Origin of the sequence: Catenulispora acidiphila DSM 44928, from assembly GCF_000024025.1 — a bacterium.
In the GTDB taxonomy this organism is placed as follows: Bacteria; Actinomycetota; Actinomycetes; order Streptomycetales; family Catenulisporaceae; genus Catenulispora; species Catenulispora acidiphila.
The window spans coordinates 7,805,691-7,830,938 of sequence record NC_013131.1 but is presented as its reverse complement, the minus strand read 5'-3'; the positions used below and the strand labels follow the sequence as shown (position 1 = coordinate 7,830,938).

18 protein-coding genes and 3 pseudogenes are annotated in these 25,248 nt (G+C 70.4%); 9 read left to right on the top strand and 12 right to left on the bottom strand.

The window, feature by feature from the left end; all coding sequences use genetic code 11:
* Positions 1–4 precede the first annotated feature (4 nt).
* Positions 5–1,081, bottom strand: a complete 1,077-nt coding sequence (hemE, locus tag CACI_RS33610) for a uroporphyrinogen decarboxylase (protein ID WP_041542963.1) — start codon at positions 1,079–1,081, stop codon at positions 5–7.
* A gap of 390 nt (positions 1,082–1,471) precedes the next feature.
* Between hemE and CACI_RS33605 the strand changes: the two genes are divergently transcribed.
* The 3 genes from CACI_RS33605 to CACI_RS33595 all read left to right on the top strand — a co-directional run bounded on the left by CACI_RS33605 (position 1,472) and on the right by CACI_RS33595 (position 4,623).
* Positions 1,472–2,062 carry a DUF3000 domain-containing protein gene (locus CACI_RS33605; protein ID WP_015795353.1) on the top strand — a complete coding sequence of 197 codons (591 nt, stop codon included), beginning with the start codon at positions 1,472–1,474 and terminating at the stop codon, positions 2,060–2,062.
* 508 nt (positions 2,063–2,570) lie between these two features.
* Positions 2,571–3,269, top strand: a complete 699-nt coding sequence (locus CACI_RS33600; RefSeq protein WP_015795352.1) for a response regulator transcription factor — start codon at positions 2,571–2,573, stop codon at positions 3,267–3,269.
* A gap of 22 nt (positions 3,270–3,291) precedes the next feature.
* On the top strand, positions 3,292–4,623 hold the full coding sequence (locus tag CACI_RS33595) for an HRDC domain-containing protein (RefSeq protein ID WP_015795351.1): 1,332 nt from the start codon (positions 3,292–3,294) through the stop codon (positions 4,621–4,623).
* A gap of 131 nt (positions 4,624–4,754) precedes the next feature.
* Here the strand turns inward: CACI_RS33595 and CACI_RS33590 are convergent, their stop codons facing one another.
* Positions 4,755–5,153 (bottom strand): winged helix-turn-helix transcriptional regulator, encoded by a 399-nt coding sequence (locus CACI_RS33590; RefSeq protein ID WP_015795350.1) that lies wholly within the window; start codon positions 5,151–5,153, stop codon positions 4,755–4,757.
* Between the two features lie 176 nt (positions 5,154–5,329).
* Between CACI_RS33590 and CACI_RS33585 the strand changes: the two genes are divergently transcribed.
* From CACI_RS33585 to CACI_RS33575, 3 genes are all read left to right on the top strand, one after another.
* Complete coding sequence (locus CACI_RS33585) at positions 5,330–5,998, top strand: FMN-dependent NADH-azoreductase (protein WP_015795349.1); 669 nt, start codon at positions 5,330–5,332, stop codon at positions 5,996–5,998.
* A gap of 281 nt (positions 5,999–6,279) precedes the next feature.
* Complete coding sequence (locus tag CACI_RS33580) at positions 6,280–7,494, top strand: thiolase family protein (RefSeq protein WP_015795348.1); 1,215 nt, start codon at positions 6,280–6,282, stop codon at positions 7,492–7,494.
* Complete coding sequence (locus CACI_RS33575) at positions 7,491–9,608, top strand: 3-hydroxyacyl-CoA dehydrogenase NAD-binding domain-containing protein (protein WP_015795347.1); 2,118 nt, start codon at positions 7,491–7,493, stop codon at positions 9,606–9,608. Before CACI_RS33580 ends, CACI_RS33575 begins: the two co-directional genes overlap by 4 nt.
* 6 nt (positions 9,609–9,614) lie before the next feature.
* On the opposite strand, the gene CACI_RS33570 is transcribed toward CACI_RS33575, so the two are convergent.
* From CACI_RS33570 to CACI_RS54445, 6 genes and pseudogenes are all read right to left on the bottom strand, one after another.
* The gene (locus CACI_RS33570) at positions 9,615–11,384 is read right to left on the bottom strand and encodes a GTPase (protein ID WP_015795346.1); all 1,770 of its coding nucleotides are present in this window, start codon (positions 11,382–11,384) and stop codon (positions 9,615–9,617) included.
* A gap of 1 nt (position 11,385) precedes the next feature.
* On the bottom strand, positions 11,386–11,619 hold the full coding sequence (locus CACI_RS53030) for a hypothetical protein (protein WP_223297732.1): 234 nt from the start codon (positions 11,617–11,619) through the stop codon (positions 11,386–11,388).
* A gap of 2,766 nt (positions 11,620–14,385) precedes the next feature.
* Positions 14,386–14,727 (bottom strand): annotated as a pseudogene (locus CACI_RS54450) (GTPase); the annotation flags it as partial.
* 105 nt (positions 14,728–14,832) lie between these two features.
* Positions 14,833–15,255 (bottom strand): annotated as a pseudogene (locus CACI_RS33555) (TetR/AcrR family transcriptional regulator C-terminal domain-containing protein); the annotation flags it as partial.
* Between the two features lie 152 nt (positions 15,256–15,407).
* Complete coding sequence (locus CACI_RS51625) at positions 15,408–15,554, bottom strand: hypothetical protein (RefSeq protein WP_190276857.1); 147 nt, start codon at positions 15,552–15,554, stop codon at positions 15,408–15,410.
* Positions 15,555–15,579: 25 nt separating this feature from the next.
* Positions 15,580–15,801 (bottom strand): annotated as a pseudogene (locus CACI_RS54445) (TetR family transcriptional regulator); the annotation flags it as partial.
* A gap of 140 nt (positions 15,802–15,941) precedes the next feature.
* Between CACI_RS54445 and CACI_RS33550 the strand changes: the two are divergent.
* Both CACI_RS33550 and CACI_RS33545 read left to right on the top strand, forming a co-directional pair.
* Complete coding sequence (locus tag CACI_RS33550) at positions 15,942–17,114, top strand: acyl-CoA dehydrogenase family protein (protein ID WP_015795344.1); 1,173 nt, start codon at positions 15,942–15,944, stop codon at positions 17,112–17,114.
* 45 nt (positions 17,115–17,159) lie between these two features.
* A complete protein-coding gene (locus CACI_RS33545) occupies positions 17,160–18,683 on the top strand; it encodes a long-chain-fatty-acid--CoA ligase (protein WP_015795343.1) in 1,524 nt (507 codons plus the stop codon).
* Here CACI_RS33545 and CACI_RS33540 read toward each other — a convergent pair.
* The gene (locus CACI_RS33540) at positions 18,673–19,851 is read right to left on the bottom strand and encodes a calcium:proton antiporter (RefSeq protein WP_015795342.1); all 1,179 of its coding nucleotides are present in this window, start codon (positions 19,849–19,851) and stop codon (positions 18,673–18,675) included. The two genes, CACI_RS33545 and CACI_RS33540, sit on opposite strands and share 11 nt — an antisense overlap.
* Positions 19,852–20,006: 155 nt before the next feature.
* Positions 20,007–21,776 (bottom strand): ABC transporter ATP-binding protein, encoded by a 1,770-nt coding sequence (locus CACI_RS33535; protein ID WP_015795341.1) that lies wholly within the window; start codon positions 21,774–21,776, stop codon positions 20,007–20,009.
* A gap of 209 nt (positions 21,777–21,985) precedes the next feature.
* Between CACI_RS33535 and CACI_RS33530 the strand changes: the two genes are divergently transcribed.
* Positions 21,986–23,038 carry a C40 family peptidase gene (locus CACI_RS33530; RefSeq protein ID WP_015795340.1) on the top strand — a complete coding sequence of 351 codons (1,053 nt, stop codon included), beginning with the start codon at positions 21,986–21,988 and terminating at the stop codon, positions 23,036–23,038.
* Between the two features lie 109 nt (positions 23,039–23,147).
* On the opposite strand, the gene CACI_RS33525 is transcribed toward CACI_RS33530, so the two are convergent.
* Positions 23,148–23,726, bottom strand: a complete 579-nt coding sequence (locus CACI_RS33525) for a GNAT family N-acetyltransferase (RefSeq protein ID WP_015795339.1) — start codon at positions 23,724–23,726, stop codon at positions 23,148–23,150.
* 116 nt (positions 23,727–23,842) lie between these two features.
* Entirely contained in the window at positions 23,843–25,021 is a 1,179-nt protein-coding gene (locus CACI_RS33520) for a metallopeptidase domain-containing protein (RefSeq protein ID WP_223297328.1), read from the bottom strand.
* Between the last annotated feature and the right edge of the window lie 227 nt (positions 25,022–25,248).

Here is a 25,248-nt window from a genome sequence, read left to right as displayed (position 1 = left end):
TTCTCTAGCGCGCCGACGCCTCGTGCACCAGCTCGACGACCCTGGCCAGCCGGTCCGGGTCCATGTCCGGCGTCACGCCGTGGCCCAGGTTGAAGATGTGTCCCGGGGTCCGCGAGCCCTCGTCGAGGACCTCGCGCACCCGGGTCTCGATGACCGGCCACGGCGCGAACATCACCGACGGGTCCAGGTTGCCCTGCACCGCGTAGTCCGGACCGATGCGGCGCGAGGCCTCGTCCAGCGGGACCCGCCAGTCCACGCCGACCACGTCCGCGCCCGCGGCGGCCATCAGCGGCAGCAGCTCGCCGGTGCCGACGCCGAAGTGGATGCGCGGCACGCCCAGGTCCGCCAGCGAGTCCAGCACCTTGGCGCTGTGCGGCATGACGTAGCGCTCGTAGTCCCGGGGGGACAGCGCGCCGGCCCAGGAGTCGAACAGCTGCACCACGCTCGCGCCGGCCTCGACCTGCACCCGCATGAAGCCGGCGGTCAGGTCGGCCAGGCGGTCCATCAGCGCGGCGAACAGCTCCGGCGCGCCGAGCATCATCGCCTTGGTCTTCTCATGGTTCTTCGACGGCCCGCCCTCGATAAGGTAGCTGGCGACCGTGAACGGGGCGCCGCCGAAGCCGATCAGCGGGGTGGAGCCCAGCTCGCCGACCAGCTGCCGCACCGCCTCGGTGGCGAAGGCCAGGTCCGTGGCCGGGTCCAGCGGCCGGATCTGGTCCAGCCCCGACAGGTCGCGGACCGGGTGGGCGATCACCGGGCCGACGTTCGGGACGATCTCCACCTCCACGCCGATCGCCTTGAGCGGGACCACGATGTCGCTGTAGAGGACGGCGGCGTCCACGCCGTAGCGGCGCACCGGCTGCAGGGTGATCTCGGTCACCAGGTCCGGGCGCAGGCAGGCGTCCAGCATCGGGATCCCGGTACGCACCTTCTTGTACTCCGGCAGCGCACGGCCGGCCTGGCGCATGAACCACACCGGGGTGCGGCTGACCGGCTCGCGGCGGGCGGCGCGCAGGAAGTCGCTGTCGTGGGCGGGGCTGCGGCGCGGGTCCGAGGCGCCTGAAGCATCGGAGGCGCCCAAAGCGCCGGAAGCCCTCGAGGAGCCCGGCGCGCTCCCGCTGCGCGGGCCCGGCACGTCAGTGGACTTCTCGGCTGCCGACTGGTCCAGGTCCGCCGCGGGGTTCAGGCTCTCGGTCACACTGTCGTGCACGGCATCGCTCCTGTCGTCGGTCACCTTTCGATGGTCCCACGTTCACGAGGGTGATCGGTGCCGGGGTCTTGCTGTTCGCGGGGGTTCCCGACGTGCTGTCGGCATGGACGGCGTTCGGCGTTGTCTCCCCCGCGGTTTCGGTGCGGTACGGCGCGCCTCGCCGTGGTGTGGATCACCGGCGAATATCCTCCGCGCTCACCTCGGGTCCCCTGCCAGCGCGCCTCCCGTCGGGCGCGCGGGGCGGCGGCGTACGCTTCACCCATGGCACCCAGCCGCGCGGACGACCCGCGGGAGTTCGCGGAGGCCGTCGCCGCCCTGACGGCGGCGTCCCCGCCGGCCGCGGTCGAGCTCGACCCGCTGCCGGCTCCGGTGAACCTCGCCCCCTTCGCGCACGCCGTCGGCGGCGGCGTGGTGGTGGGCGACGAGGACCTGGCCACCGGCCGTCTGGTCCTGCTGCACCGCCCCGGCGGCCACGAGGAGTGGCGCGGCGCGTGGCGGGTCGTGGTGCTGGTCGAGGCGGACCTGGAGGCGGAGATCGCCGAGGACCCGCTGCTGGCCGAGGTCGCCTGGTCCTGGCTGATGGACGCGCTGGCCGAGCACGGCGCGCCGTTCACGGCTGAGGGCGGCACGGTGTCCCGCTCGTCCTCGCGCGGGTTCGGCGGACTGTCCGGGCGTCCGGCGACGACCGCCGTGGAGATCCGCGCGTCCTGGACGGCGGTGCCCGGACCCGACGGCGGGATCGACTTCGGCGCGCATCTGCAGGCGTGGTGCGCTCTGATGATGATGTGCGCGGGACTGCCGCCGGAGTACGAGGGTGTGGCGAACCTGCCGCCGGCCGGGTCGCGTCGCTGACCGGGACCTCTTCTCAGGGGACTCTGCGGACTCTGCGGACTCTGCGGACTCGGCAGGCTCGGCAGGCTCGGCACACTCGGCAGACCGCTCCGGCGACTTCGAACACTTCTGCTACTCGCCGACCGCCGGGCGCTCCGGCTTCATTCTGTTACGCCGTGCTCACCTGATCAGCCCAGCCGGTTCCACCGGACGGCCCAGCGCTCGACCCCTTCGGCCCGTCGCGCCCCATCGGTCGCGGAACTGCACGTCCGACGCTTGCGGATCGGTCAGGTAACTCTGCGTCATGGCATGTTGCCGTGCGTGAGCAATCTGCATCTCAGGTGATATCACCGCAGGTCAGGGCGCATTTTCCGATAATCATATGCCCGACCTCGTCCCGTTCCGTGAACTTGCGAGCATTAGCCCTAAAGGTGCCTGCTTGATCTGCCGATGACCTGAATGGACCGATCCGCTACCGGCGGACGCGGTCGCTGAGCACAAGCTCGCAGCACCCCCAGGAGGAGGTTCGGTGTCGGTACTCGTCGACAACACCGCCAACCTGATCGCATACCGGCCGGCGCGCCTGACCGCGATGGTCGTCGTGGCCGACCCGCGCGTGCGCCAGTCGGTGACCCGGCACTTGTGGGCGCTCGGCGTCCGCGACGTGCTCGAGGCGCAGACGGCTGCCGAAGCGCGCAGCCGGATGTCCGCGACCCGCGATCTGGCCGTCGTGGACATCCACCTGCCGGACGGGTCAGGACTTCAGCTACTGGCCGAGATGCGGGCGGCCGGCTGGGCCGGCGGCCTGGCCGTCTCGGCCGCCGACGACGCCGGAGCCGTCCGGGCGGCCCTGGCCTCCGGCGTCCGCGGCTTCGTCATCACCGGCGCGCGCCCGGTCGCCGCCGGCCGCCCCGGGATGACCGGCGTGCACGCCGCCAGCGCCAACCGGGTCCGCCCGGCCGGCGGGCTGCCGCCGGGCGCCGCGGCGCTGGCCGGCGCGGGAGGTGCGGCCCAGGCCGCGCACGCCGGCTGCCGGGACCTGTCCGCCCGCGAGATCGAGGTGCTGCGGCTGGTCGCCGACGGCCGCTCGAACAAGGCGATCGGGCAGGCGATGGGGCTCTCGGCGCTGACCGTCAAGAGCCATCTGGCGCGCATCGCCCGCAAGCTGGGCACGGGCGATCGGGCCGGCATGGTCGCGGTCGCGCTGCGCGGCGGGACCATTCACTGACGGCGGTCGTTACTGTAAGGGCGTGACGAGTTCCAGTACGCCGGGCGGACCGGCGAGCCCCGAGCAGACCCCGAAGGCCGCCGAAGCGCCGACCGGCCTGGTCCCGCTGCTGGAACCGCGTGAAGGCCTGCCCCCGGTAACGGACACCGAGCAGGCGCTGGCCGCCGCCGTCGAGGCGCTGGCGGCCGGCACCGGCCCGGTCGCCGTGGACGCCGAACGGGCCAGCGGCTACAAGTACAGCCAGCGCGCCTACCTGGTCCAGATACGCCGCCAGGGCGCCGGCACCTTCCTCATCGACCCCATCGCCTGCCCGGACCTGTCGGCGCTGGCCGGCGACGGCCCGGCGCTGGCCGGCGCCGAGTGGGTCCTGCACGCCGCCTCCCAGGACCTGGCCTGCCTGGCCGAGGTCGGCATGCACCCGCCCGCGCGCCGCCCCGACGGCACCGGCGGGCTGTTCGACACCGAACTCGGCGCCCGCCTCGGCGGCCACGAGCGCGTGGGCCTGGGTCCCCTGGTCGCCGAAGTCCTGAAGCTCGAGCTCGAGAAGGGCCACTCGGCCTCCGACTGGTCGACCCGCCCCCTGCCCGAAGCCTGGCTCCGCTACGCCGCCCTCGACGTCGAAGTCCTGGTCGAAGTCCGCGACATCATCGAGGACGAACTCCGCGGCGCCGGCAAACTCGACTGGGCCCGCCAAGAATTCGACGCCGTGGCCAGCGCCCCGCCCCCCAAACCCCGAGCCGAACCCTGGCGCCGCACCTCCGGCCTCCACAAAGTCCGCCGCCCCCGCCAACTCGCCGTAGTCCGAGCCCTCTGGGAATCCCGCGACGAACTAGCCCGCCGCCGCGACATGACCCCCACCCGAGTCCTCCCAGACCAAGCCATCATCGACTCAGCCCTGTCCCTGCCCGGCACCGCCGCCCAAATGCGCACCATCCCCGGCTTCACCGGCCGCATGCGCTCCAACGACGTCCCCCGCTACTTCGAAGCCCTGACCCAAGCCCGCCAACTCAAGGACTCCGAACTCCCCAAGCCCGGCGCCGCCCCCAGCGACGGCCCCCCGCCCGTCCGCGCCTGGGCAGACAAGGACCCCGCCGCAGCGGAGCGCCTGACTGCGGCACGCGAGGCCGTGGGCGCCTTGGCGGCGCAGCACTCGCTGCCGGTCGAGAACCTGCTGGCGCCGGATTCATTGCGCCGCCTGTGCTGGACCCCGCCGGCACCCGACCCGAGCGACGAGCAGGTGTCAGCCTTCCTGGCCGGCGCGGGCGCCCGCCCCTGGCAGGTCGCACTGACAACGCACACCATCGGCGAGGTGCTGCGCCGGGTGGCGGCGCGGGCGGTTTCGGCGGGGGAGTGAGGGTTGGTATGGCCGGGGGCGGTGGTTCCCCGGCGCGGGAGTGCGGCTCGGCCTGACCCGGCGCGCGAGTGCGGCGCGGTCTCGACCGGGGCGGCGTGAGCCCCCTGCTCCGATCGGGCCCCGCCCCCCAATCACCCCACCGCCCCACCCCCCGCGTCATAAGCCGCCCGATGCTTCTCGATCACCTCGGCGTGGTCCCCGGCCCAGTTCACCAGCTCCAGCACCGGCACCAGCAACCCGTGCCCCAGCTCCGTGAGCTCGTACTCAACCCGCGGCGGCACCTCGGCGTAGACCGTGCGCGAGATCAGCCCGTCGCGCTCCAACTGGCGCAGGTTCAGCGTCAGCATCCGCTGCGAGATGCCGCCGATCGCCGCCTGGAGGGCGCCGAAGCGGCGTGGGCCGCGGTTCAGGCTGCCGATGATCATCAGGCTCCACTTGTCGCCGATGCGGTCGAGCACGCCGCGGACGAACTGCCCCTCCGGGCCCACCTCCTGACAGGTCGCCGGCATTTCCAGCCTTGCCTCCGCCATCTGTCTCGCTCACGTTCCTTCCTTGTCCTGCTTGTCCTGGCCGGAACTCCGGCGCGACCTGGACGGTCACATCCGTGTGCCTGACCTCACCTCTATGTGCCTTTTGTAGAACTTTCAATAATCGCTCATCATGATGCCACGCACAAAAGGTAACCATCGAGCTTGAGGAGTATTCCATGGCCACGTTGCTGCGCATCGACGCCTCGCTGTTCCCCGATGAGGCCAGCGCCTCCCGGTCTGTCACCTCGGCCTTCACCGACGCCTGGCGCGCGGCCCATCCCGACGGCACCGTCGTCCACCGCGACCTCGCCGCCGACCCGCTGCCGCACCTGGACGTGCTCACCGTCTCCGCCGGCTTCGCCGACCCGTCCGCGCACAGCGAGGCCCAGGCCGCCGCGCACGCCGCCCGGCTGGCGCTGATCGAGGAGGCCGAAGCCGCCGACGCGATCGTGATCGGCGCGCCGATGTACAACTTCGGGCTCGCCTCCGGGCTGAAGGCGTGGCTCGACCACGTCATCCTGAACGGCCGCACCTCCGGTGAGGGCGCGCGCTCCCTGGCCGGCAAGCCCGTGGTGGTCGTCGCCTCGCGCGGCGGCTCCTACGAGCCCGGGACGCCGCGCGAGGGCATGGAGTACGTGAAGAACTACCTCGGCAGCGTCCTGTCCGAGCACCTGGGCATCACGCCGGAGTTCATCACCATCCAGCTCACGCTCGCCTCGGCCGTCCCGGCGATGGCCGACCTGATCCCGCTGGCCGAGCAGTCGCGCGCCGAAGCGCTGGAGCAGGCCGACGCCAAGGCCCGCGAGCTCGCGGCGCAGCTGTCAGGGGAGCCGGTCGCAGCCTGATGCGGTGACGACGCTCTCGGAGGCACACGCCGAGAGAACGATCATGAGTGCGGCTCTATCCAAGCGAGCCGCACTCATTGTTTTTCCTGCTCGTGCTCCGCCGTCCTTCGCTGCTGCCCCCCGCTGCTCCCCGCCACCACCCCGACTGTCCTTCCCCGCAGTCCTCTGCTGAACTGTGCGACAGAACCCCGTGACCGCGGTCACCACCCATCGCGCTCGCCGAATGTTGTTACTCGTGAGTAGCATGGTCGCAGAACCGTTCCGTGTGGAGGAGAGCCAACGTGCCTCAGACCCAGAGGGCCGTGCGACAAGTCGTGTTCGTCGACGGCGTCCGTACCCCGTTCGGCAAGGCGGGCCCCAAGGGCGTCTATGCCGAGACCAGGGCGGATGACCTGGTCATCCGCTGCATTCGCGAGCTGCTGCAGCGCAACCCGCAGCTGCCGCCCGAGCGGGTGGACGACGTGGCCATCGCCGCCACCACCCAGATCGGCGACCAGGGCCTGACCATGGGCCGGGTCGCGGGGCTGCTCGCGGGCCTGCCCAAGACCGTCCCCGGCTTCTCCATCGACCGCATGTGCGCCGGTGCGATGACCGCCGTGACCACCACCGCCGGCGGCATCGCCTTCGGCGCCTACGACGTGGTCGTCGCCGGCGGCGTGGAGCACATGGGCCGCCACCCGATGGGCGAGGGCGTGGACCCCAACCCGCGCATCGTCGCCGAGAAGCTGGTCGACCCCTCCGCGCTGGTCATGGGCTCCACCGCGGAGAACCTGCACGACCGCTACCCGGAGCTGACCAAGGAGCGCTGCGACGTCTTCGCCGCCGCGTCCCAGGAGAAGTACGCCAAGGCGCTGGCCGCCGGCAAGTTCCAGGACGTCCTGGTCCCGATGTCCGCCCGGCACGCCGAGAAGGGCTACGCCCTGGTCACCGCCGACGAGCCGCCGCGCCCCGGCACCACCGTGGACGACCTCGCCGCCCTCAAGACCCCCTTCCGCGTCCGCGGCCGGGTCACCGCGGGCAACGCCGCCGGCCTGAACGACGGCGCCACCGCGTGCCTGCTGGCCGCCGAGGACGTCGCCGAGGAGCTCGGCCTGCCGGTCCGCATGCGCCTGGTCTCCTACGCCTACGTCGGCGTCGAGCCCGAGGTCATGGGCATCGGCCCGGTCCCGGCGACCGAGAAGGCGCTGGCCAAGGCCGGTCTGACCATCGAGGACATCGGCCTGTTCGAGCTGAACGAGGCCTTCGCGGTGCAGGTCGTGGCCTTCCTGGAGCACTTCGGCATCGCCGACGACGACGAGCGCGTGAACCCCTTCGGCGGCGCCATCGCCATGGGCCACCCGCTGGCCTCCTCCGGCGTGCGGCTGATGACCCAGCTCGCGCAGCACTTCGAGGAGCACCCCGAGGTTCGCTACGGCCTGACCTCGATGTGCGTCGGCATCGGCATGGGCGGCACCGTCATCTGGGAGAACCCGCACTGGAACGGAGAGAGCAAGTGACTCAGGACCTCACCGCTCTGGCTACGGAACTCTTCCCGGACGAGGTGGTCACCAACGCGCCGGTCCAGTTCTTCGACCTGCCCGGGCACTCCGGCCGCTTCGCGCTGATCACGCTGGACAACGGCTTCGACCACACCAAGCCGAACACTTTCGGTCCCGGCGGCCTGGTGCGGCTGGGCCAGGCCATCGACCTGGTCGAGGCCGCGGCGGGGCGCAACGAGATCGTCGGCGTCGGCGTGACCGGCAAGCCGTTCATCTTCGCCGTCGGCGCCGACCTCAAGGGTGTCGAGGTCGTGAAGAACCGCGACCAGGCCCTGGCGATCGCCCAGGCCGGACACGACACCTTCAAGCGCCTGTCCGCGTTGTCAGTACCCTCCTTCGCCTTCGTCAACGGCGCGGCCATGGGCGGCGGCGTCGAGGTCGCGCTGGCCTGCACCTACCGCACCATCTCCTCCGGGGTGCCGGCGCTGGCCTTCCCCGAGTGCTTCCTCGGCCTGGTCCCCGGCTGGGGCGGCTGCACGCTGCTGCCCAAGCTGATCGGCCCGGACGCCGCGGTCACCGTCATCATCGAGAACGCGCTGTCGCAGAACCGGATGCTCAAGGGTCCGAAGGCCTTCGAGCTCGGCATCGCCGACGCGATGTTCGAGCCGGTGGCCTTCCTGGAGCAGTCGCTGGCCTGGGCCGAGAGCGTCATCAACGGCTCGCTCGTGGTCGAGCGCAAGCAGTTCAGCGCCGAGGACTACGCCGCCGCCGTGGCGCGTGGACGTCAGGTTGCTGATTCCAAGGTGCACGGCGCCGCCCCGGCTCCCTACCGCGCCCTGGACATCATCGAGAAGATGGCCACCGCTTCCAACGACGAGGGCTTCGCTCTCGAGGACGCGGCGCTCGCCGACCTGATCATGACCGACGAGCTGCGGGCCGGCCTGTACGCGTTCAACCTGAACCAGAAGCGCGCCAAGAAGCCCTTCGGCGCCCCGGACAAGGCGCTGGCGCGGCCGGTGACCAAGGTCGGCGTGGTCGGCGCGGGCCTGATGGCCTCGCAGTTCGCGCTGCTGTTCGTGCAGCGGCTGCAGGTGCCGGTCGTGATGACCGACATCGACCAGGCGCGCGTGGACAAGGGCGTCGGCTACGTGCACGAGCAGATCGGCATGCTCCAGCTCAAGGGCCGGCTCAACCAGGACCAGGCGAACCGTCTCAAGGCTCTGGTATCCGGTTCGCTGACCAAGGACGCGTTCGCCGACGCCGACCTGGTCATCGAGGCCGTCTTCGAGGAGATGTCGGTCAAGCAGCAGGTGTTCGCCGAGGTCGAGGCCGTGGTCCGCGAGGACTGCGTGCTGGCGACCAACACCTCCTCGCTGTCGGTGACCGAGATGGCCTCCAAGCTCGAGCACCCCGAGCGGGTCGTCGGCTTCCACTTCTTCAACCCGGTGGCCGTGCTGCCGCTGCTGGAGATCGTGCGCGCCGAGCAGACCGACGACGCCTCGCTGGCTACCGCGTTCGCGGTCGGCAAGACGCTGAAGAAGTCCTGCGTGCTGGTCAAGGACGCCCCGGCGTTCGTCGTGAACCGGCTGCTGACCCGCTTCCTCGGCGAGGTCACCGCGGCGGTGGACGAGGGCACGCCGATCGAGGTCGCCGACCGCGCCCTGGCGCCGCTGGGCCTGCCGATGTCGCCGTTCGTGCTGCTGGAGCTGGTCGGCCCGGCGGTGGCGCTGCACGTCGCCGAGACGCTGCACACCGCCTTCCCGGACCGCTTCCAGGTCTCGCCGAACCTGGCGAAGCTGGTCGCCGCCGGCAAGAAGGCGATCTACAGCTGGGACACCGGCGTGCCGGTCATCGACCCGGAGGTCCTGGAGCTGTTCCAGCCCGGTCCGTCCCCCTCGACGGAAGAGCAGGTCCGCGACCGCGCGCTGAAGGCGATGGCGCAGGAAATCGACCTGATGCTCAGCGAGGGCGTGGTCGGCGAGGCGCAGGACATCGACCTGTGCATGCTGCTCGGCGCCGGCTGGCCGTTCCATCTCGGCGGCATCACGCCGTACCTGGACCGGACCGGGGTGTCGGAGGCCGTCGCCGGCCACCGATTCCTGGCTCCGGGGGTGGCTTCCCTGCCGGAATAAGGGTACTTAATTAGTAGGCTGCCTCCGTCCCCCGCCGGACGGGGGCACGCCTTTTTCTCTCGTTTTCCTGACAAGTCCCTGAGCCAGCGTCCAGGCCCTGACATACCGCTCGTGTTCGGCGACGAGCGGAGCGAACAGTAGCTGCTCGGCCGCGCCGCGTACGCGCTCGGTCATCCGTTCGCCCACTTTCGCCCGCAATCGCCCCGCCGCCCGCCGTGCCGCCGGACGGCACACGAGATCCAGCAACGCCCCGCCGACGAGCGCGATGATCGCCACGAGAAGCGGGAACGGAATCGGGCCGGTATCGGGCAGGCTGGAGTCCTTGCCGCCACCGGAGGCCGCGTACGCGATCGCCCCGCCGGCTCCCACTAGCGCAGCCGTCAGCAGCATCCAGTGCACCACCTGCACGGCGGTCCACCAGCGAGGAACGAGCCGCGGCCCAACCTCCGTGCCGGACAACGTCGTGTCCAGAGTGTCGGACAGGCTCTTCACGCAGCGATCGCCGATGCGGCGCATCTCCTTGGCCCACGGCTGCGGCATCGCCTCGGCGAAGCGGTCCACGGCGTCGGCAACGGCGTGTTCGACGTCGCCGTACTGGATCGGCGGCGGTGCCGGCTCACCCGCAACCGCGCCGGACCAAGGGCTGTAGCGGGACTCGGTGTCGCCGCGCAGGCGTGATATCAGGGTTCTGACAGCATGCCGGACGGGCCAGCCGGTGACGACCGAGGCTCGGCGCCGGTACGTGGCGTCGATGAGGTCTGACAGGGCCTGCATGCTCGTGCTGTCGCCTATAGCTAGGAGCGTTGCGGATTTCGCTTGCGGCGAAAGGCTTTCCGGAACGCTGCCGTCGCGCGGCGCGAGTTCGGCGGCGATCAGGGTGGCGGCCCGGTCGACGTCCGCCTCGCTGCGCATGAGAGCGGCCTGCTTGCGGCGAACGCTGGACGCGATCAGCTCCCTGAGTTGCTGAAGTCCCTCCCCGGTGCGCGTCGACGTCACCAGGATCGGCACGTCGCCGAGCCCTGATTCAGTCATGATCCTGCTCAGGTCGGCGGCACAGGCTCGGATGTCCGCCGCGCTCAGTTCGTCGCTCTTGTTCAGGACGACGACCAGCGTCTCCTGGTGGTGATTCAGGTGGCGGAGGTAGCGCTCGTGCCACGAGGCGTCGGCGTACTTCTGCGGGTCGGTGACGAACAACAGCAGGTCGGCGGCAGCGGTCGCCCGGTCGGTCTCGTCCCGGTGCGCCCGCACGGCGGAGTCGTGGTCGGGCAGGTCGATCAGCACCAGCGGCGCGAGTTCGGGCTCAGCGGTCCGGTTCGCGCCGTCGAGCAGCGAGCCTCGCAGGATTCTGTTATTCGAGGCAACGCCGATCCGGTCCAGCAGTGCGGTGGACGCCTCGGCGTGCGCTGGGTCCCAGATGCACGCCAGGCCGGTGGTCGTAGTGGGCCGGATCGCACCGACTGGCGCCAGCTCGAAGCGAATCAGAGCATTGAAAAGCGAAGACTTGCCACTCCCCGTCGCGCCGGCGATGGCGGTGACGACGTGGTCGGGGGACAGCGCGATGCGCTCGTGCACCCGGCGCAGGATGCGGTCGGCCTCCTGGGCGGTGAAGTCCGACAGCCGGCCGTCGGTCTCCTTCAGCAGCGTCTCGAGCCTGCCCAGCCGTCCGGTGAGCACCCGCGACCCGCCGCCACCCATCGGCAGCGGCACGGTGACGGCCCACGGGGAGGAGCCGACCGGCTGGTCGACGGCGGCGCCCTGCTCGGTGTTGACGTCCATGTCAGTCTTCCTCGTTCCGGGCCCGAGCCACCGCCGCGCGGGCCTCGGCGAGAGCCTGGGCCTGGCGGGGGTCGAGGGGGTAGGCGGCCAGCTGGGCGCGGTGCGGTTCGCAGGCGCGGTCCAGGAGGCGCGCGTTGCCGTCTTTCAGGGCGGTGGTGGCGGTCGTCAGGAGGCGGTCGGCGTGCTCGTGGCCGAACATCGTGCGCAGCAGACCGAGCGCGGCAGACGCGGCCAAATCTTCGCCTTCCTCTTCCCCCGCACTTCCACCGCCGGTCCCGCTTCCGGCGAGCGCCGCAACGCCCAGCACCAAAGCCGCGCTGCGAATGTGCGCACCGGCGGGCCCAATCGTGCGCGTGGTCCGCCGCGAATGCGCCTGATCGAGAATCACCGCCGGCAGATGATCGAGCCATTCCGCAGCAGCCCGCGCCGGATCAGTGGCCCGCCGCGTCGCCTCATCGATCTGCCCCGGCTCCGGCGCCCCCGGCGTCAACTCCCACTGATCAACAGTCTTCCGCGCAGCCCGCTCCAACGCAGCGCGATACCCCCGCGCAACAGCCTCCACAAGCGCCGCCCGCAACGGCGCGGTAGCAGCATCATGCGCCGTCGGATTATGAAAGCGCGCACTCCAATCCGCCTCAGCCCGCCGCCGCCTCCGACTCTTCCGCCCGCCCCCATCCTCCGCCCCGAACAGAGCACTGACACGCCCCGAACCCAACAGCTCCTGCCACCGAATCCGCACCTCACCCCCCAACAACTCCCCACCATCCACACACCCCCGAAACCTCACCCGTTCAGCGGTATGCACCCTCTCCAAACCCTGATGCAATACCTGTAGAGCAAGCCGCTGCCCCTCCCAAGCATCAGCAAGCTCCCCCACCAGCCTCTCCACGGAATCGAGCCGCCCGGCCACCCCGAGCATCCCGATCCGCACCCGCCCCGCGGTGTCCGCCCCCGCCTCCCTGAGCCACCCCAGCAGCCCCGCCACCGCCACTCCCGGCACCAGCGGGGCAGCGCCCCCGATCCCGAACGCAGCGCGAGAGTCGGAGTCAGAGTCAGAGCTGGACTCAGACACTTCCGCCGCAAACGCCGACTCCGAGCCAGAGCCAGCCTCCGACTCCGAGCCAGCCTCCGACTCAGAGCCAAACTCAGCCCTCGAACCAGCCTCAGACTCCAACTCCGAGCCCGAATCCGACCCAGAGCCGGACTCAGCCCTCGAACCAGCTCCAGACTCCGACCCTGATCCTGAACTCGGCCCAGAGCCGGACTCAGCCCTCGAACCAGCTCCAGACTCCGACCCTGATCCTGAACTCGGCCCAGAGCCGGACTCAGCCCTCGAACCAGCTCCAGACTCCGACCCTGATCCTGAACTCGGCCCAGAGCCGGACTCAGCCCTCGAACCAGCCCCAGACTCCGACCCCGATCCTGAATCCAACCCAGAGCCGGACTCACCCACCCCAATCTCCAACCCCGTCCCCCCGGCAGGCTCCCCCGCGCACCCGAGCCCGCCGTCTCCATAGCCGCCCGCGCCCGAGGCACCGCCCCCACCCTTAGCCCCGCTCTCACCCTGCCCTCCGTCCACACCGAGAGCACCGCTGTCGCCAAGGAACGCGCCCCGGGCCCGGGCACCCCCCAAGCCAGCATCCACACCCGCCCCACCGCCAGGCTCCGCAGCAGCCTGGTCCGGTATCTCGCTCTGTGCCGCACCTGCACCTAGCTCCGCGGCCTGATCCGGTATCTCGCTCTGTGCCTCGCGTTGCTGCTCCTCGACGGCACCGGAAGCCTCGGCCTGCGCCGCACCTGTAACTTGCTCCGCGGCCTGGTCCGAAACAGCGCCCTGCGTCGCGTGTGCACCATGCTCCGCGGTTTGCCCCGACTCCTCGCCCTGCGCCGCATCTGCAGCTTGTTCTGCGGCCCGGGCCGGTATCTCACTTTGCGCCGCGGCTTGCTTAGCGGCTGCGCCGGACTCCTCGCCCCGCGCCGCATCTGCAGATTGTTCAGCGGCTGGGCCCGAAATATTGCCGTGTGCCGCGCCTGCAGTCTGGTCCGAATCGTTGCCCGGCGCCGTGCGTGCGCTGTGTTCTTCGGCCTCGGTCGACTCTTCGCCTTGCGCGACCGGAGTTTCGCCAGTGCCGTGCGCGCCGCTCTGCACTCCATCGGCTTCGCCCTTGCCGCCAACCTCCTCCACCACGAAGAAGGGAACTGCCCCGAGCCCATTCACTCGCAGCAACTCGACAAAGGCTCCGGCAACCTCGTCCACGGCCTCCGCCGTGACGCGGTCCAGCACCACGACGACTGGAACGCCCCAGCCACCGACCCGTCGCAGAACGCGCCATACGGCTGCATCCGCATACCGTTCTGCGCTCACGACGACCACCACGACGTCCGCGGCACCGAGGACCGCCACGTCGCCATCAACCGTGTCCACTACCGCAACACCACGAGGGAGGGAGGGGGAGGGGAGGGGGGAAGACAACAGAGAAGCAAGCTCCGCGCCCACCCGCGCACCCAGCCCCGGCTCAGCGCGCTCTCGGCGCTCCCCATCACGCCCCGCCGCGAGCTGCGACGCCTCCGCCGGTGTCGACGCTGCTGCTGACACCGGGTCGTGGGCTGTCGACGCTTCGGGCATCGGCTCGGAGATTGCCGGTGTGTCGGGCGTCGGGTCGAGGGCTGCCTGTGTGTCGGGCATCGGCTCGCCCGGCGCTGGCTCGAGGGCGGTCGGGTCACCCGGCGCTGGCTCGTGAGATGCCGGCGCGTCGGACGTCGGCTCGGCGGCAATCGGCTCCTCGGGCACAGGCTCGTGAGGCGCCGGCGCCTCGGGCGTTGGCTCGTCGCGCGCTGGTGCGCCAGTCGGCATCAGCTCATCGGCTGGCGCCGGTCCGGGCGCATCGGTGTCTTGCGTTGCGTCGGGCATCGGCATCGCCAGCCCAGCGCTCGCAGCATCTTCAGTCGCGGACTGCGGCTCGGGACCTGCGATATCCGCCGGGTGGCACACCAACACCGGTGTCCGCGTCGTCGGGCGCAGTGGGCCTGTTGCCGAGAGGGTGGCGCCGGCTAGGGCGTTCAGGAGTGTTGATTTGCCGACGCCGGTTGGGCCTGCCAGGGCGCAGAGGAGGGGGGCGTTGGGGGTGCGGAGTCTGGGGAGGATTGCTGTGGTGAGGGTGTGCTCGATCTCGGTGCGGGCGCGGCGTGCCGGCTCGGCGGTGGGGAGATCTAGGGGGAGGGTGAGGGCGGTGACCGCGGACAGGAGTGCCGTCGTTGCCTCTATGAGGGCTTTCGGCGGCTGCTCGTCGGGGTTGGTGCCGCCGGTCGCCGTGTTGTCTGTGACCGCCACAGCGCGAAGCATGCCGGAAGGTGGGCGTGCGGGGAACCTGGTTGGCGAAATCGCGTTCGGAGTGGGGTGGGGGCACAAGTTCACAAAGGGGGGTGGTGGCTGGGGGCGCGGGTGCGGTCAGCGGTGCGGGGTGCCTGGTTCGGCGGTGCGCAATGCTGTGAGTCGCAGCTCCAGGCCGTCGAGGACGGCGGTGAGGCCGACTTCGAAGGCTCGGTCGTCGATCTCGCGCTGGTGCTCGGCGAGCAGGTGCGCCTGGTCCAGGTGCGGGTAGAGGCCTGCGTAGACCGAGGCGTCGGCGGGGAAGCTGGCGGCGAACGAGCCCAGCGCCGAGCCGATCACCAGTGAGCGCATCAGGGCGCCGATGCTGGTTGCCTCGCGACGCGGCCAGCCGGCGTCGACCAGGCCGCCGAAGACCGCGTCGGCGATGTGCAGCTGCGCGGGACGACGGCCCGAGCCGCGTGCCAGGGCGGGTACCACGTTCGGGTGAGCCGCCAGCACCTCACGATACGAACGTGCCCACGTCGCGAGCGCACCACGCCAGGGAGGAAGCTCGTGAAGTGGCTCCTCAAGTGGCTCCTCAGCAGATGGAGATGGAGATGGAGATGGAGTTCGAGCGTCGGCGCCGGCTTTGAGGCTCGCGGCAGGCTCTGTGGCCGCAGCGCCCCTGGCGCGCCGGGCGCCCGTAGCATCGCTCACGCCCGCGGCACCACCCTCCACGCCGCCCGCGCCCGCGCGACGAGCGCCTGCGCTACCAGCGCCTGCGCCAGCGCCACCCGCGCCAGCACTACCCGCGCCTGCGCTACCAGCGCCAGCAGCACCCGCGCCACCAGCGCCGTCAAGGCCCGCGCCGCCACCCCCCAACCCCGCGAAAGCGGAAACATCCACCCCCGCGACCACGCTGTCGACCACCGCGTCGATGAGTTCGTCCTTGGTGGCGACGTGGTTGTACAGGCTGGGGCCGCTCACGCCTAGCTCGGCGGCGAGGCGGCGGGTGGACAGGGCCTCGAGTCCTTCGGCGTCGACCAGGGCCAGGGCTGCGGCGATGATGCCGGCGCGGCTGAGCAGGGGTGTTCGCGGGCGGGCCATGCGCGTCTCCTTCTGCTGCTGCTGGGCGGGTGGGGCTGAGAGGCCAGTAAATCCTGGGGGGAAACCTTGCGTCGCTAGTTTCGCCCGACTACGTTCAAGAAAACTCCCGGCGCTAGTTTCTGCAACCCCCGAGGTGTGCGATGGACTTGTCCCTCAGCGACGAGCACGAGGCGATTCGTGGCCTGGCCGCCGACTTCGCTGATCGCGAGTTGGTTCCGCATGCCGCGGCGTGGGATCGGGCCGAGTCGGTGGATCGGTCCGTCGTCAAGCGGCTCGGTGACCTGGGCTTCCTCGGCATGACGATCCCTGAGGAGTACGGCGGCTCCGAGGGCGATCACCTGTCCTACTGCCTCGTCATGGAGGAGTTGGGGCGCGGGGACACGGCCGTGCGCGGCATTGTCTCGGTCTCGCTCGGCCTGGTCACCAAGCCGCTACTGGCCTACGGGACCGAGGACCAGAAGCGCCGCTGGATCCCCAAGCTCACCGCTGGCGACGCCCTCGGCTGCTTCGGCCTCACCGAGCCCGGCAACGGCTCCGACGCCGGCCACCTCAAAACCAAAGCCGTCCGCGACGAGAAGACCGGCGACTGGCTCCTCACCGGCTCGAAGCTCTTCATCACCAACGGCACCTGGGCCGACCTCGCCCTGATCTTCGCCCGCACCGGCGCCAAAGACGGCGCGCCCGACGACGGCCCGCGCGGCATCACCGCCTTCCTCGTCCCCACCGACACCCCCGGCTTCCAGGCACGCGAAATCAAGGGCAAGCTCGGGCTGCGCGGGCAGGCGACCGCCGAGCTCATCCTCGATGAGGTCCGCGTCCCCGACGACGCCCGGCTCGGCGAGATCGGGCAGGGCTTCAAGATCGCGATGTCGACGCTCGACAAGGGCCGCATGTCGGTCGCCGCCGGCTGCGTCGGGCTGATCCAGGCCTGCCTCGACGCCTCCGTCGGTTACGCCGCCGAGCGCGACCAGTTCGGCAAGCCGATCGCGAACTACCAGCTCGTCCAGGAGATGCTCGCCGACATCTCGGTCGACCTGGACGCCGGCCGGCTGCTCGTCTGGCGCGTCGCCGACCTCATCGAGCGCGGCCTGCCGTATGCCACCGCCGCCTCCACCGCGAAGCTCTTCTGCTCCGAGGCCGCCGTCCGCGCCGCCAACAACGCGATCCAGGTCTTCGGCGGCTACGGCTACATCGACGAGTACCCGGTCGGCAAATACCTGCGCGATGCCAGAGTCCTGACTCTCTACGAAGGCACGTCCCAGATCCAGAAGCTGCTGCTCGGCCGCGCCCTGACCGGCGTCAGCGCTTTCTGAAACCATGAAGACACCGACCGCCCGAAGTTCAGGAAGCGAGCACGCATGACCTCCCTCTCGCTGGCCAGCATCCTCGCCGAACCCGCCTGGCGCCGCCCCGACAGCGTCGCGCTGATCGAGGGCGACCGCCGCTACACCTTCGCAGAGCTCTGGGACCAGGTCCTCCGCCAAGCCGGCGCGCTCGTCGAGCAGGGCGTGCGCCCCGGCGACAAGGTCGCGCTGATGTGTCCGAACACCGCCGAATTCCCGCGCGCCTACTACGCGATCCTCGCCGCGGGCGGCGTCGTCGTCCCCGTGCATCTGCTGCTCACCGCCGACGAGGCCGAGACCGTGCTGCGCGACAGCGGCGCCAGCCTCGTCATCGCCCACGCGATGTGTGCCGAGACCGCGGCGAAAGCCGCCGAGAACATCGGCGTGAAGCTGCTCACCGCAGGCTCCGGCGGCGGTCTGGAGGAGCTCACCGAGCAAGCGACCCCGCTCGCCACCTTCCTCACTCGCAAGCCCGAGGACCCGGCGGTCATCTTCTACACGTCCGGCACCACCGGCACGCCCAAAGGCGCCGTCCTGTCTCACCTCAACCTGGTGCTGAACGCCACCACCGACGCCTACGACGCCCGCGACGACATCCGACGCGACGATATCGTCCTGGCCTCTCTGCCGCTGTTCCACACCTTCGGCCAGACCGTCAGCATGAACGCCTCCTGGCGCCTGGGGAACACCGTCGTCCTGTTGCCCCGCTTCGATCCCGACGCCGCCATCGCGCTGATGGTCCAGGAGCGCGTCACCACCTTCCACGGCGTCCCGACGATGTACGTCACGCTCATCGAGGCGGCGGCGCGCGCCGAGCGGATGCCGACGCTGCGCCGCTGCGTCTCCGGCGGCGCCTCGCTCCCGGTGCCGGTGCTGGAACGCTTCGAGGCGGCCTTCGGCGCCAAGGTGCTCGAGGGCTACGGCCTGTCCGAGACCTCGCCGGTGGCCTCGGTGAACCAGCTCTCGATCGGCACGCGCGCCGGGACGGTCGGCCATCCGCTGTGGGGCGTGGACGTCGAGATCGCCGACCCCGACGTCCCCGAGGCCATCAGGCTGCTGCCGCGCGGCGAACTCGGCGAGATCGTGATCCGCGGCCACAACGTCTTCACCGGCTACCTCGGCCGCCCCGAGGCCACCGCGGCCGCGGTCGTCGACGGCTGGTTCCGCACCGGCGACCTGGGACGCCGCGACGCCGAGGGCTTCATCTCGATCGTCGACCGCACCAAGGACCTGATCATCCGCGGCGGCTTCAACGTCTACCCCCGCGAAGTCGAGGACGCGCTGCTGCGCATGCCCGGTCTGACCGAGGTCGCCGTCATCGGCGTGCCCGACGACGTCCACGGCGAGGAGATCGTGGCGGTCGTCGTAGCCGGGGACGCCGTGCCCCCGGCCGAGGAGATCCTCGCCTACGGCAACGAACACCTCGGACGCCACAAGTACCCGCGCCGGGTGGAGTTCGTCGACGCGCTGCCGCTGGGTCCCAGCCACAAGGTGCTCAAGCGCGAGCTGCGCGACCGCTTCGGCAAGCCTAGGGACTGACCGCGAGGACCAGATATCCGGCGCACAGCACCAGGTGTGCGCCGCCCTGAACCAGCGTCGCCCGGCCGCGCACGAACGTCAGCGTCCCGACCGCGACGGTCATCGCCAGCAACACCATGTGGCTGGCGTCCAGGCCCAGCAGCAGCGGCGTGGACAGCCACACGGTCGCCACGGCGATCGCCGGGATCGTCAGCCCGATGCTCGCCATCGCCGACCCCAGCGCCAGGTTCAAGCTGGTCTGCACCTCGTCCCGCTGCGCCGCCCGCACCGCCGCGATCGCCTCCGGCAGCAGCACCATCAGCGCGATCACGACGCCGACCACCGAGGCCGGCAGCCCGGCCCGGTCCACGCCGCGCTCGATGGTCGGCGACACGCCCTTGCCCAGGCCGACCACCGCGACCAGGGCGAGCACGAGCAGGCCCAGGCTGATCAGGGCTTGGCGCGCGGTCGGGCGCTCGCCTTCATAGCCGTCCTCGTCGAAGCCGGTGTCGTTCTCGAAACCGGTGTCACTCTCAAAGCCTGCATCGCTGTCAGAGCCAGAGCCAGCTCCGCCGCCATCCCTGCCGACCGGCAGATAGTCGGGCCGATGCCGCACCGTCAGGGCGCTGATGAACAGCCCGTACACCGCGATCGAAGCCAGCGCCGCGAACGTCAGCTGCGTGTCGTTGAACTCCGGACCGGGCTGCGAGGTGGTGAACGTCGGCAGCACCAGCGTCAGCCCGGCCAGGGTGATGATCGCGCCGAACACCGTCGAGGTCCCGTCGGCGTTGAACAGCGCGAGCCCGCGCTTGAGCGCCCCGAGCAGCAGGCACAGGCCCGCGATGCCGTTGCAGGTGATCATCACCGCCGCGAACACCGTGTCCCGGGCCAGTCCCGCGCCCTTGGCGCCCTTCGCCGACATCATGGTGATGATCAGCGCCACCTCGATGACCGTCACCGCGACCGCCAGCACCAGCGAGCCGAAGGGCTCCCCGACCCGGTGCGCCACCACCTCCGCGTGGTGCACCGCCGCCAGCACCGCACCGAACAGCAGCGCCGCGATGACCGCCACCACCCACGGCGGCATGTCGCGCCCCCACGTGAACGCCAGCAGCACGCCGGCCAGCACCGGGACGGCGTTGGACCACACGGCCCAGGCGGGAAGGCGCTGCTCGGCTGAGGTGCTCATCGCAGGCCACGATCAGGCAGCGGCGCGGGTCGGGCCAACTCCACTCGTCCGAATGGGGGAGGGGCGCGCACGGCAGACTTCGCCGTGCGCGCCCCTCGCCGTCGAACGCTTGATCAGAGGCTGCGCAGGAGGCTACTCAGGAGGCTGTGAAGGGTCTACGAAGCCCGCACACCGTGCAGCGCGGCATAAGCCCCGTCCCGCGCCACCAACTCCTCGTGCGTCCCCGTCTCCACGATCCGGCCGCCCTCCATCACCACGATCCGGTCGGCGTTGCGCACCGTGGACAGCCGGTGCGCCACGACGAACGTCGTGCGTCCGCTGACCAGCCGGCCCAGCGCCTCCTGGATCAGCCGCTCGGACTGGGTGTCCAGCGCCGAGGTGGCCTCGTCGAGAATCAGGACCCTGGGATCGCGCACCAACGCCCGCGCGATCGCCAGCCGCTGCTTCTGCCCGCCGGACATCCGCGCGCCCTTCTCCCCGACCCGGGTGTCCAGACCCTCGGGCAGCCGATCGACGAACTCCAGCGCGTTCGCGTCGCGCAGCGCCGTGCGCAGCTCCTCGTCGTCCACGCCGGTCAGGCCGTAGAGCACGTTGTCCCGGATCGTCCCGTCGAACAGCGTCGTCTCCTGCGGCACGATCGACAGGTGCTTGCGGTACGTCCGCAGGTCCAGCCCGGCCATGTCGCGGCCGTCCAGCAGGATGTGCCCGGCGGTCGGCCGGATGAAGCCGATGACCAGGTTCAGCACCGTGGACTTGCCCGCCCCGGAGGCTCCCACGAAGGCGACGGTCTCCCCGGGCCGGACCACCAGATCGAAGTCCGCGACCGAGGGCCGGTCGGCGTCCGGGTACTCGAACCGCAAGCCCTCGAACTGGAATTCGCCGCGCACCGCCTCGACGGCCTCGCGGCCCTCGTTCTCCTCGATGTCCGGCGCCTGAAGGACTTCGCCGACCGAGCGCACCGAGGCGAGCCCCCGGGTGATGACCGGCGTCAGGTTCATCAGCGCGGTCACCGAGCCGACCAGTGTCGTGAAGAACGCGCTGAGCATCACCACGTCGCCGGGGGAGGTGCCCAGCGCTCCGGTGTACGCGGCCCAGGCGGCTCCCGTCAGGCACGCGACGCCCATGAAGTTCAACGCGATCCACGCCATCGCGCCGAACGTGCCGTTGATGAGGTCCAGACGCAGCCCGGCGGCCAGCACACGGCGCAGCGTGCCGTCGACCCGCTTGTAGGCGTCGCGCTCCAGACCGTGCGCGCGGGTGATGGGGATCAGATTCGTCATCTCGACGACCCTTGACGACAAATGCTCCACTTCCGCACGGAAGGACTCATTGTCCTGTTTCATCGGCTTGCGCAGCGCCATCGCCAGCAGCACCGTCACCGGCACCAGAGCGGCGAACACCGGCAGCCAGACCGGGTCGCGGAAGGCGATGATGACCGTCGCGCCGACCATCGTCACCAGCGCGCCGATGCCGGTGTCGGAGGTCTGCTGCGCGGCCTGCTCGATGGCCTCGACGTCCCGGATCACCTTGGCCTGCAACACACCGGCGCTGACCCGCGCGTGGTAGCCGATGGTGAGGTGTTGCAGCCGCCAGACCAGCGCCGAGCGGAGTCGGACGCCCATCCGCCGGATCGAGTGGCTGAAGCAGCGGACGTACAGAAGATGTCCCGGAAGGTTGAACAGGAGAAGGACGAGAAGAATGCCCGAATCGATCCAGAGGCCGGATATCGGGCGGTGTTTGACCACGATGTCGATGACGTCCGCCGTCACCAACGGAAGCAGAAAAGTGGGGCTGTGCTTGACGAAATAGGCCAGGACGCCGAGAGCCAGCCGGCCTCGGTCCTCCCGGAAGAGGTAGGCGAGCGTGCGGATCGGGTGCTCGCCGCGGTAGTGGTGGTCGAGGGGATCGGCGGATGGCAAAGCCATGGACGCACTCCGCGAATACTGGCGGGCGGACGGGATATACGGATCAAGTCTTTCAGAGCGCGTCGAGCCTTGTCAGCCGGGTTCCAGCCCGCGAGCGCACCGCTCGGGCGTTGTCTCATGCCCGCCGACTTTGCCGGGACTTTCTGGTCCGCCTCCCCCTTAGGGGGCTATGGTGTTGCCGACCTTTCGGTGAAGCGGAGGCTACAAACATGGTGACGTCGCCCAAGGAAGCGGCACATCGCGCGCCCAAGAAGTACGTTCCGGTTTCCCGGACCGCGATGACGGTGACGCTGGCGACGGCGGCTGCGGGCTCGGTGGCTCTGCTGCCGACCGCTGAGGCCGACCCGAATGCGAACATCAATGACGTGAAGGCTCAGGTGGACAAGCTCCACCAGGAGGCCGAGCAGGCGTCGGAGGCCTACAACGAGGCCAACACGAGCCTGTCGGACCTGCAGCACAAAGTGGACCAGCTGCAGTCCCGCATCACGGCCGAGCAGGGTTCGCTGGACTCGGCGCGCGGTGCGCTGGGCGGACTGGCGGCCGCGCAGTACGAGTCCGGAGGTATCGACAGCGCTCTGCAACTGATGCTGACGCAGTCGCCGGACCAGTACCTGCAGCAGGCGACGTCGCTGGCTCAGGTGACCGACTCCAAGAAGGCCACCATGAGCAGCGCCGCGGAGATCCAGCGGCAGCTGAACCAGGACAAGGCCAGCGCGAGCGACGAGCTGGCGATGCTGGCCAAGACCCGGACCGTGATGGGGCAGCAGAAGGCGGACATCGACGCCAAGGAGAAGCAGGCGAAAGACCTGCTGAACCAGCTCACCGCCACCCAGCGCGCGCAGTACAACCGCATGGTGTCCAACAGCAACAGCGGCGTGTCCAAGAGCACCATCAGCAACCTGCCTGTCCCCACCGACGCCCGCGCGGCGATAGCCGTGGCGTTCGCCAAGGCGCAGGTCGGCAAGCCCTATATCTGGGCCGCCGCCGGACCGAACGCCTACGACTGCTCCGGCCTGACGATGGCCGCCTGGGGCAAGGCCGGCGTGGCGATGGCGCACGGTTCGCGCGACCAGTACGCCGCGTTCCCGAAGGTCTCCAAGTCCCAGCTCCAGCCGGGCGACCTGGTCCTGTTCTACTCGGACATGCACCACATCGGCATCTACGTCGGCGACGGCATGGTGATCCACGCCGGAAACCCGGCCTCCGGGGTCCAGTACATCCCGATGAACGAGATGCCCGCTGTGGGTTTCGTGCGTCCGTAAGGGTTTTCGCGGTTCTGCGCGATCGACGGCAACAGCGGGCCGGCTCCGATGCCTACGGAGCCGGCCCGCGTCGCGTTTCTCAGAGCTCTGTCTTGGGTGCCCTACAGGCCTAGGATGCCTTGTGTGCCTTGGGTTCCGCCTCGCGCACCGCGATCCACTCGTCCCGCAGGATGCCCCAGATCTGCGCGTCCTGCCGCTCGCCCCGGTAGGGATAGCTCGAGCGGAGGATCCCCTCGGCCGTCATCCCCACTCGCTTGGCGACTGCCCAGCTGCGTTCGTTGCGCGGGTCGCAGTGCCATTCGGCGCGCGCCAGGCCGCGCTCGAGCAGCGCGTGGTCGAGCAGCAGCCGGACGGCGGCGGTGATCAGGCCGCGGCCCTGGCCGGCCGGCTCGGTCCAGACGCCGATCTCGCAGTTGCCGCTCTTGGCGTCGAAGGTCGGGTACATGCAGCCGCCGACCAGCGTGCCGCGGTCCCAGATGCCGAACAGCCGGCCGGCGTCGGCGGCCTGCCTGTCGGCGTAGCGCTGGAGCGTGGCGCGGGCGCCGTCCAGGTCCGGGGAGGCGGCGGCGAAACCGATCCAGCGGTCCAACTGTTCGCGGGCGCGCTCGATGTGGGCGAAGAACTCCTCGGTCTGCCACACCTCCAAGGGGCGCAGCTCGGCGTCGTCGGTGAGCGGTATCGCGAACACGGCACTCCTCCAGGCGGTGGGAGGCGCGCGGCGGGGCGGCCTCATCAGGAGCGTACCGACCTTGCTCCCCTTACGGCGGCGGCGCCGATCCGCTGCCGATCAAGATTTGGTGACGGTCAGGTTTTGGTGACGGTCACCACGTCACTGGTGGTGGATGCCGAGTTCACCGTGATCGTCACCCCGGCGGCGGTGTCGTGGAACGTCTGGCCGGGCTCGTAGGCGCCCCAGTCCACGGCCTCGTTGCAGGCGGTCGTCGTCGGGGTGTGCGGCGAGGAGTTCTGCACCCGGATCGGGCCGCTGCCGCTGATGGTCGCGGAGTTCACCTTGTAGATCACGACCCCGCTCTTGCAGAGCCCTTTGTCGACGCCGTAAGGGCGGCGCGACTCCGCGACGACCGCCGTCGTCTGCCCGGTCCGCACCACCGCGATCTTCGTCCCGCCGAGGGACTCGACCTGCTTCAGCCGCACCGCGAACGTCCCCGGCGCGTCCAGGCACGCGACCTGGGAGTTGGCGAGCCAGCCGATCTTCCAGTCCTCCCACCCGAAGTGGTGCGGCGCGTCGCCGATGATGTTGCCCATGACGTCGAACCCGCCGACCCAGTGGTGCACGTCGGAGTCGGTGAACGAGTACAGGTCGGGCAGCCCGAAGGTGTGGCTGGTCTCGTGCACCAGGACCTTCGGTCCCCAGACGTACATGTCCTGCCCGAGGGTGACGCCCCACTTCACCTCTTTGCCGTGCACGATCAGGTTCGGCTGCTTCGGGTCGAAGACGTAGGCGGGGGAGAAGGTGATCGCCGTGGCGTTCTTCGGCGGGACGATGTAGATGAGGTCGAACTTCGACAGGTCCACGTACTGCGCCGCCAACTCCCCGGCCTGCTTGACGTACAGCGCCTGCTGCGGCCAGCTGATCCCGCGCTCGAAGTCGTAGGACGCCGAGTCCTGCGGCATGTGCAGCCAGTGCCTCACCGGGGTGATGCTCAGGTCCACGGCGCCGGCGGAGAACTGCGTCATCAGGTCGTGCGCCGGAGCCAGGAACTTGTAGTAGGCGTCCGTGGAGTCCATGGCCGGCGCGTCGGGGAAGTCGACGAACAGCATCGCGGCCTTCTTCGTGCCCTGTGGCCGTTCGAACTGGTGGTAGTCGGTGGTCTCGCCCTCGCCGGTCCAGCCGCTGGGGTTCGGCAGCGCGCACTGCGTGCTCGGGGCGCGCTTGTCGGCCTGGACCGGTCCGGCGCCGAGCAGCGGCACGAGGGTGCTCACCAGTGCTATCGCGCAGGCCAGGCGGGTCACCCTGGTCACCCTGGTCACCCTGGTCAGGCCGGCCAGGCGGAGCGCTCGCCGGGAGCCGAACCGGCGGGGGAGCGTGCGCATGCGGGTCCTTCCGTCTGGACTGGGTGACCGGACCAGAACTGCCCGGAGGAGACCGATGCACACCTCGGTTCCTCCTCCTGGCGACCGCTGATCCTCCAAAGGAGGGAACGGAGGTCTAACCGGTGGCCCACTGGTGAGCGCGAACGCTTCTCCGT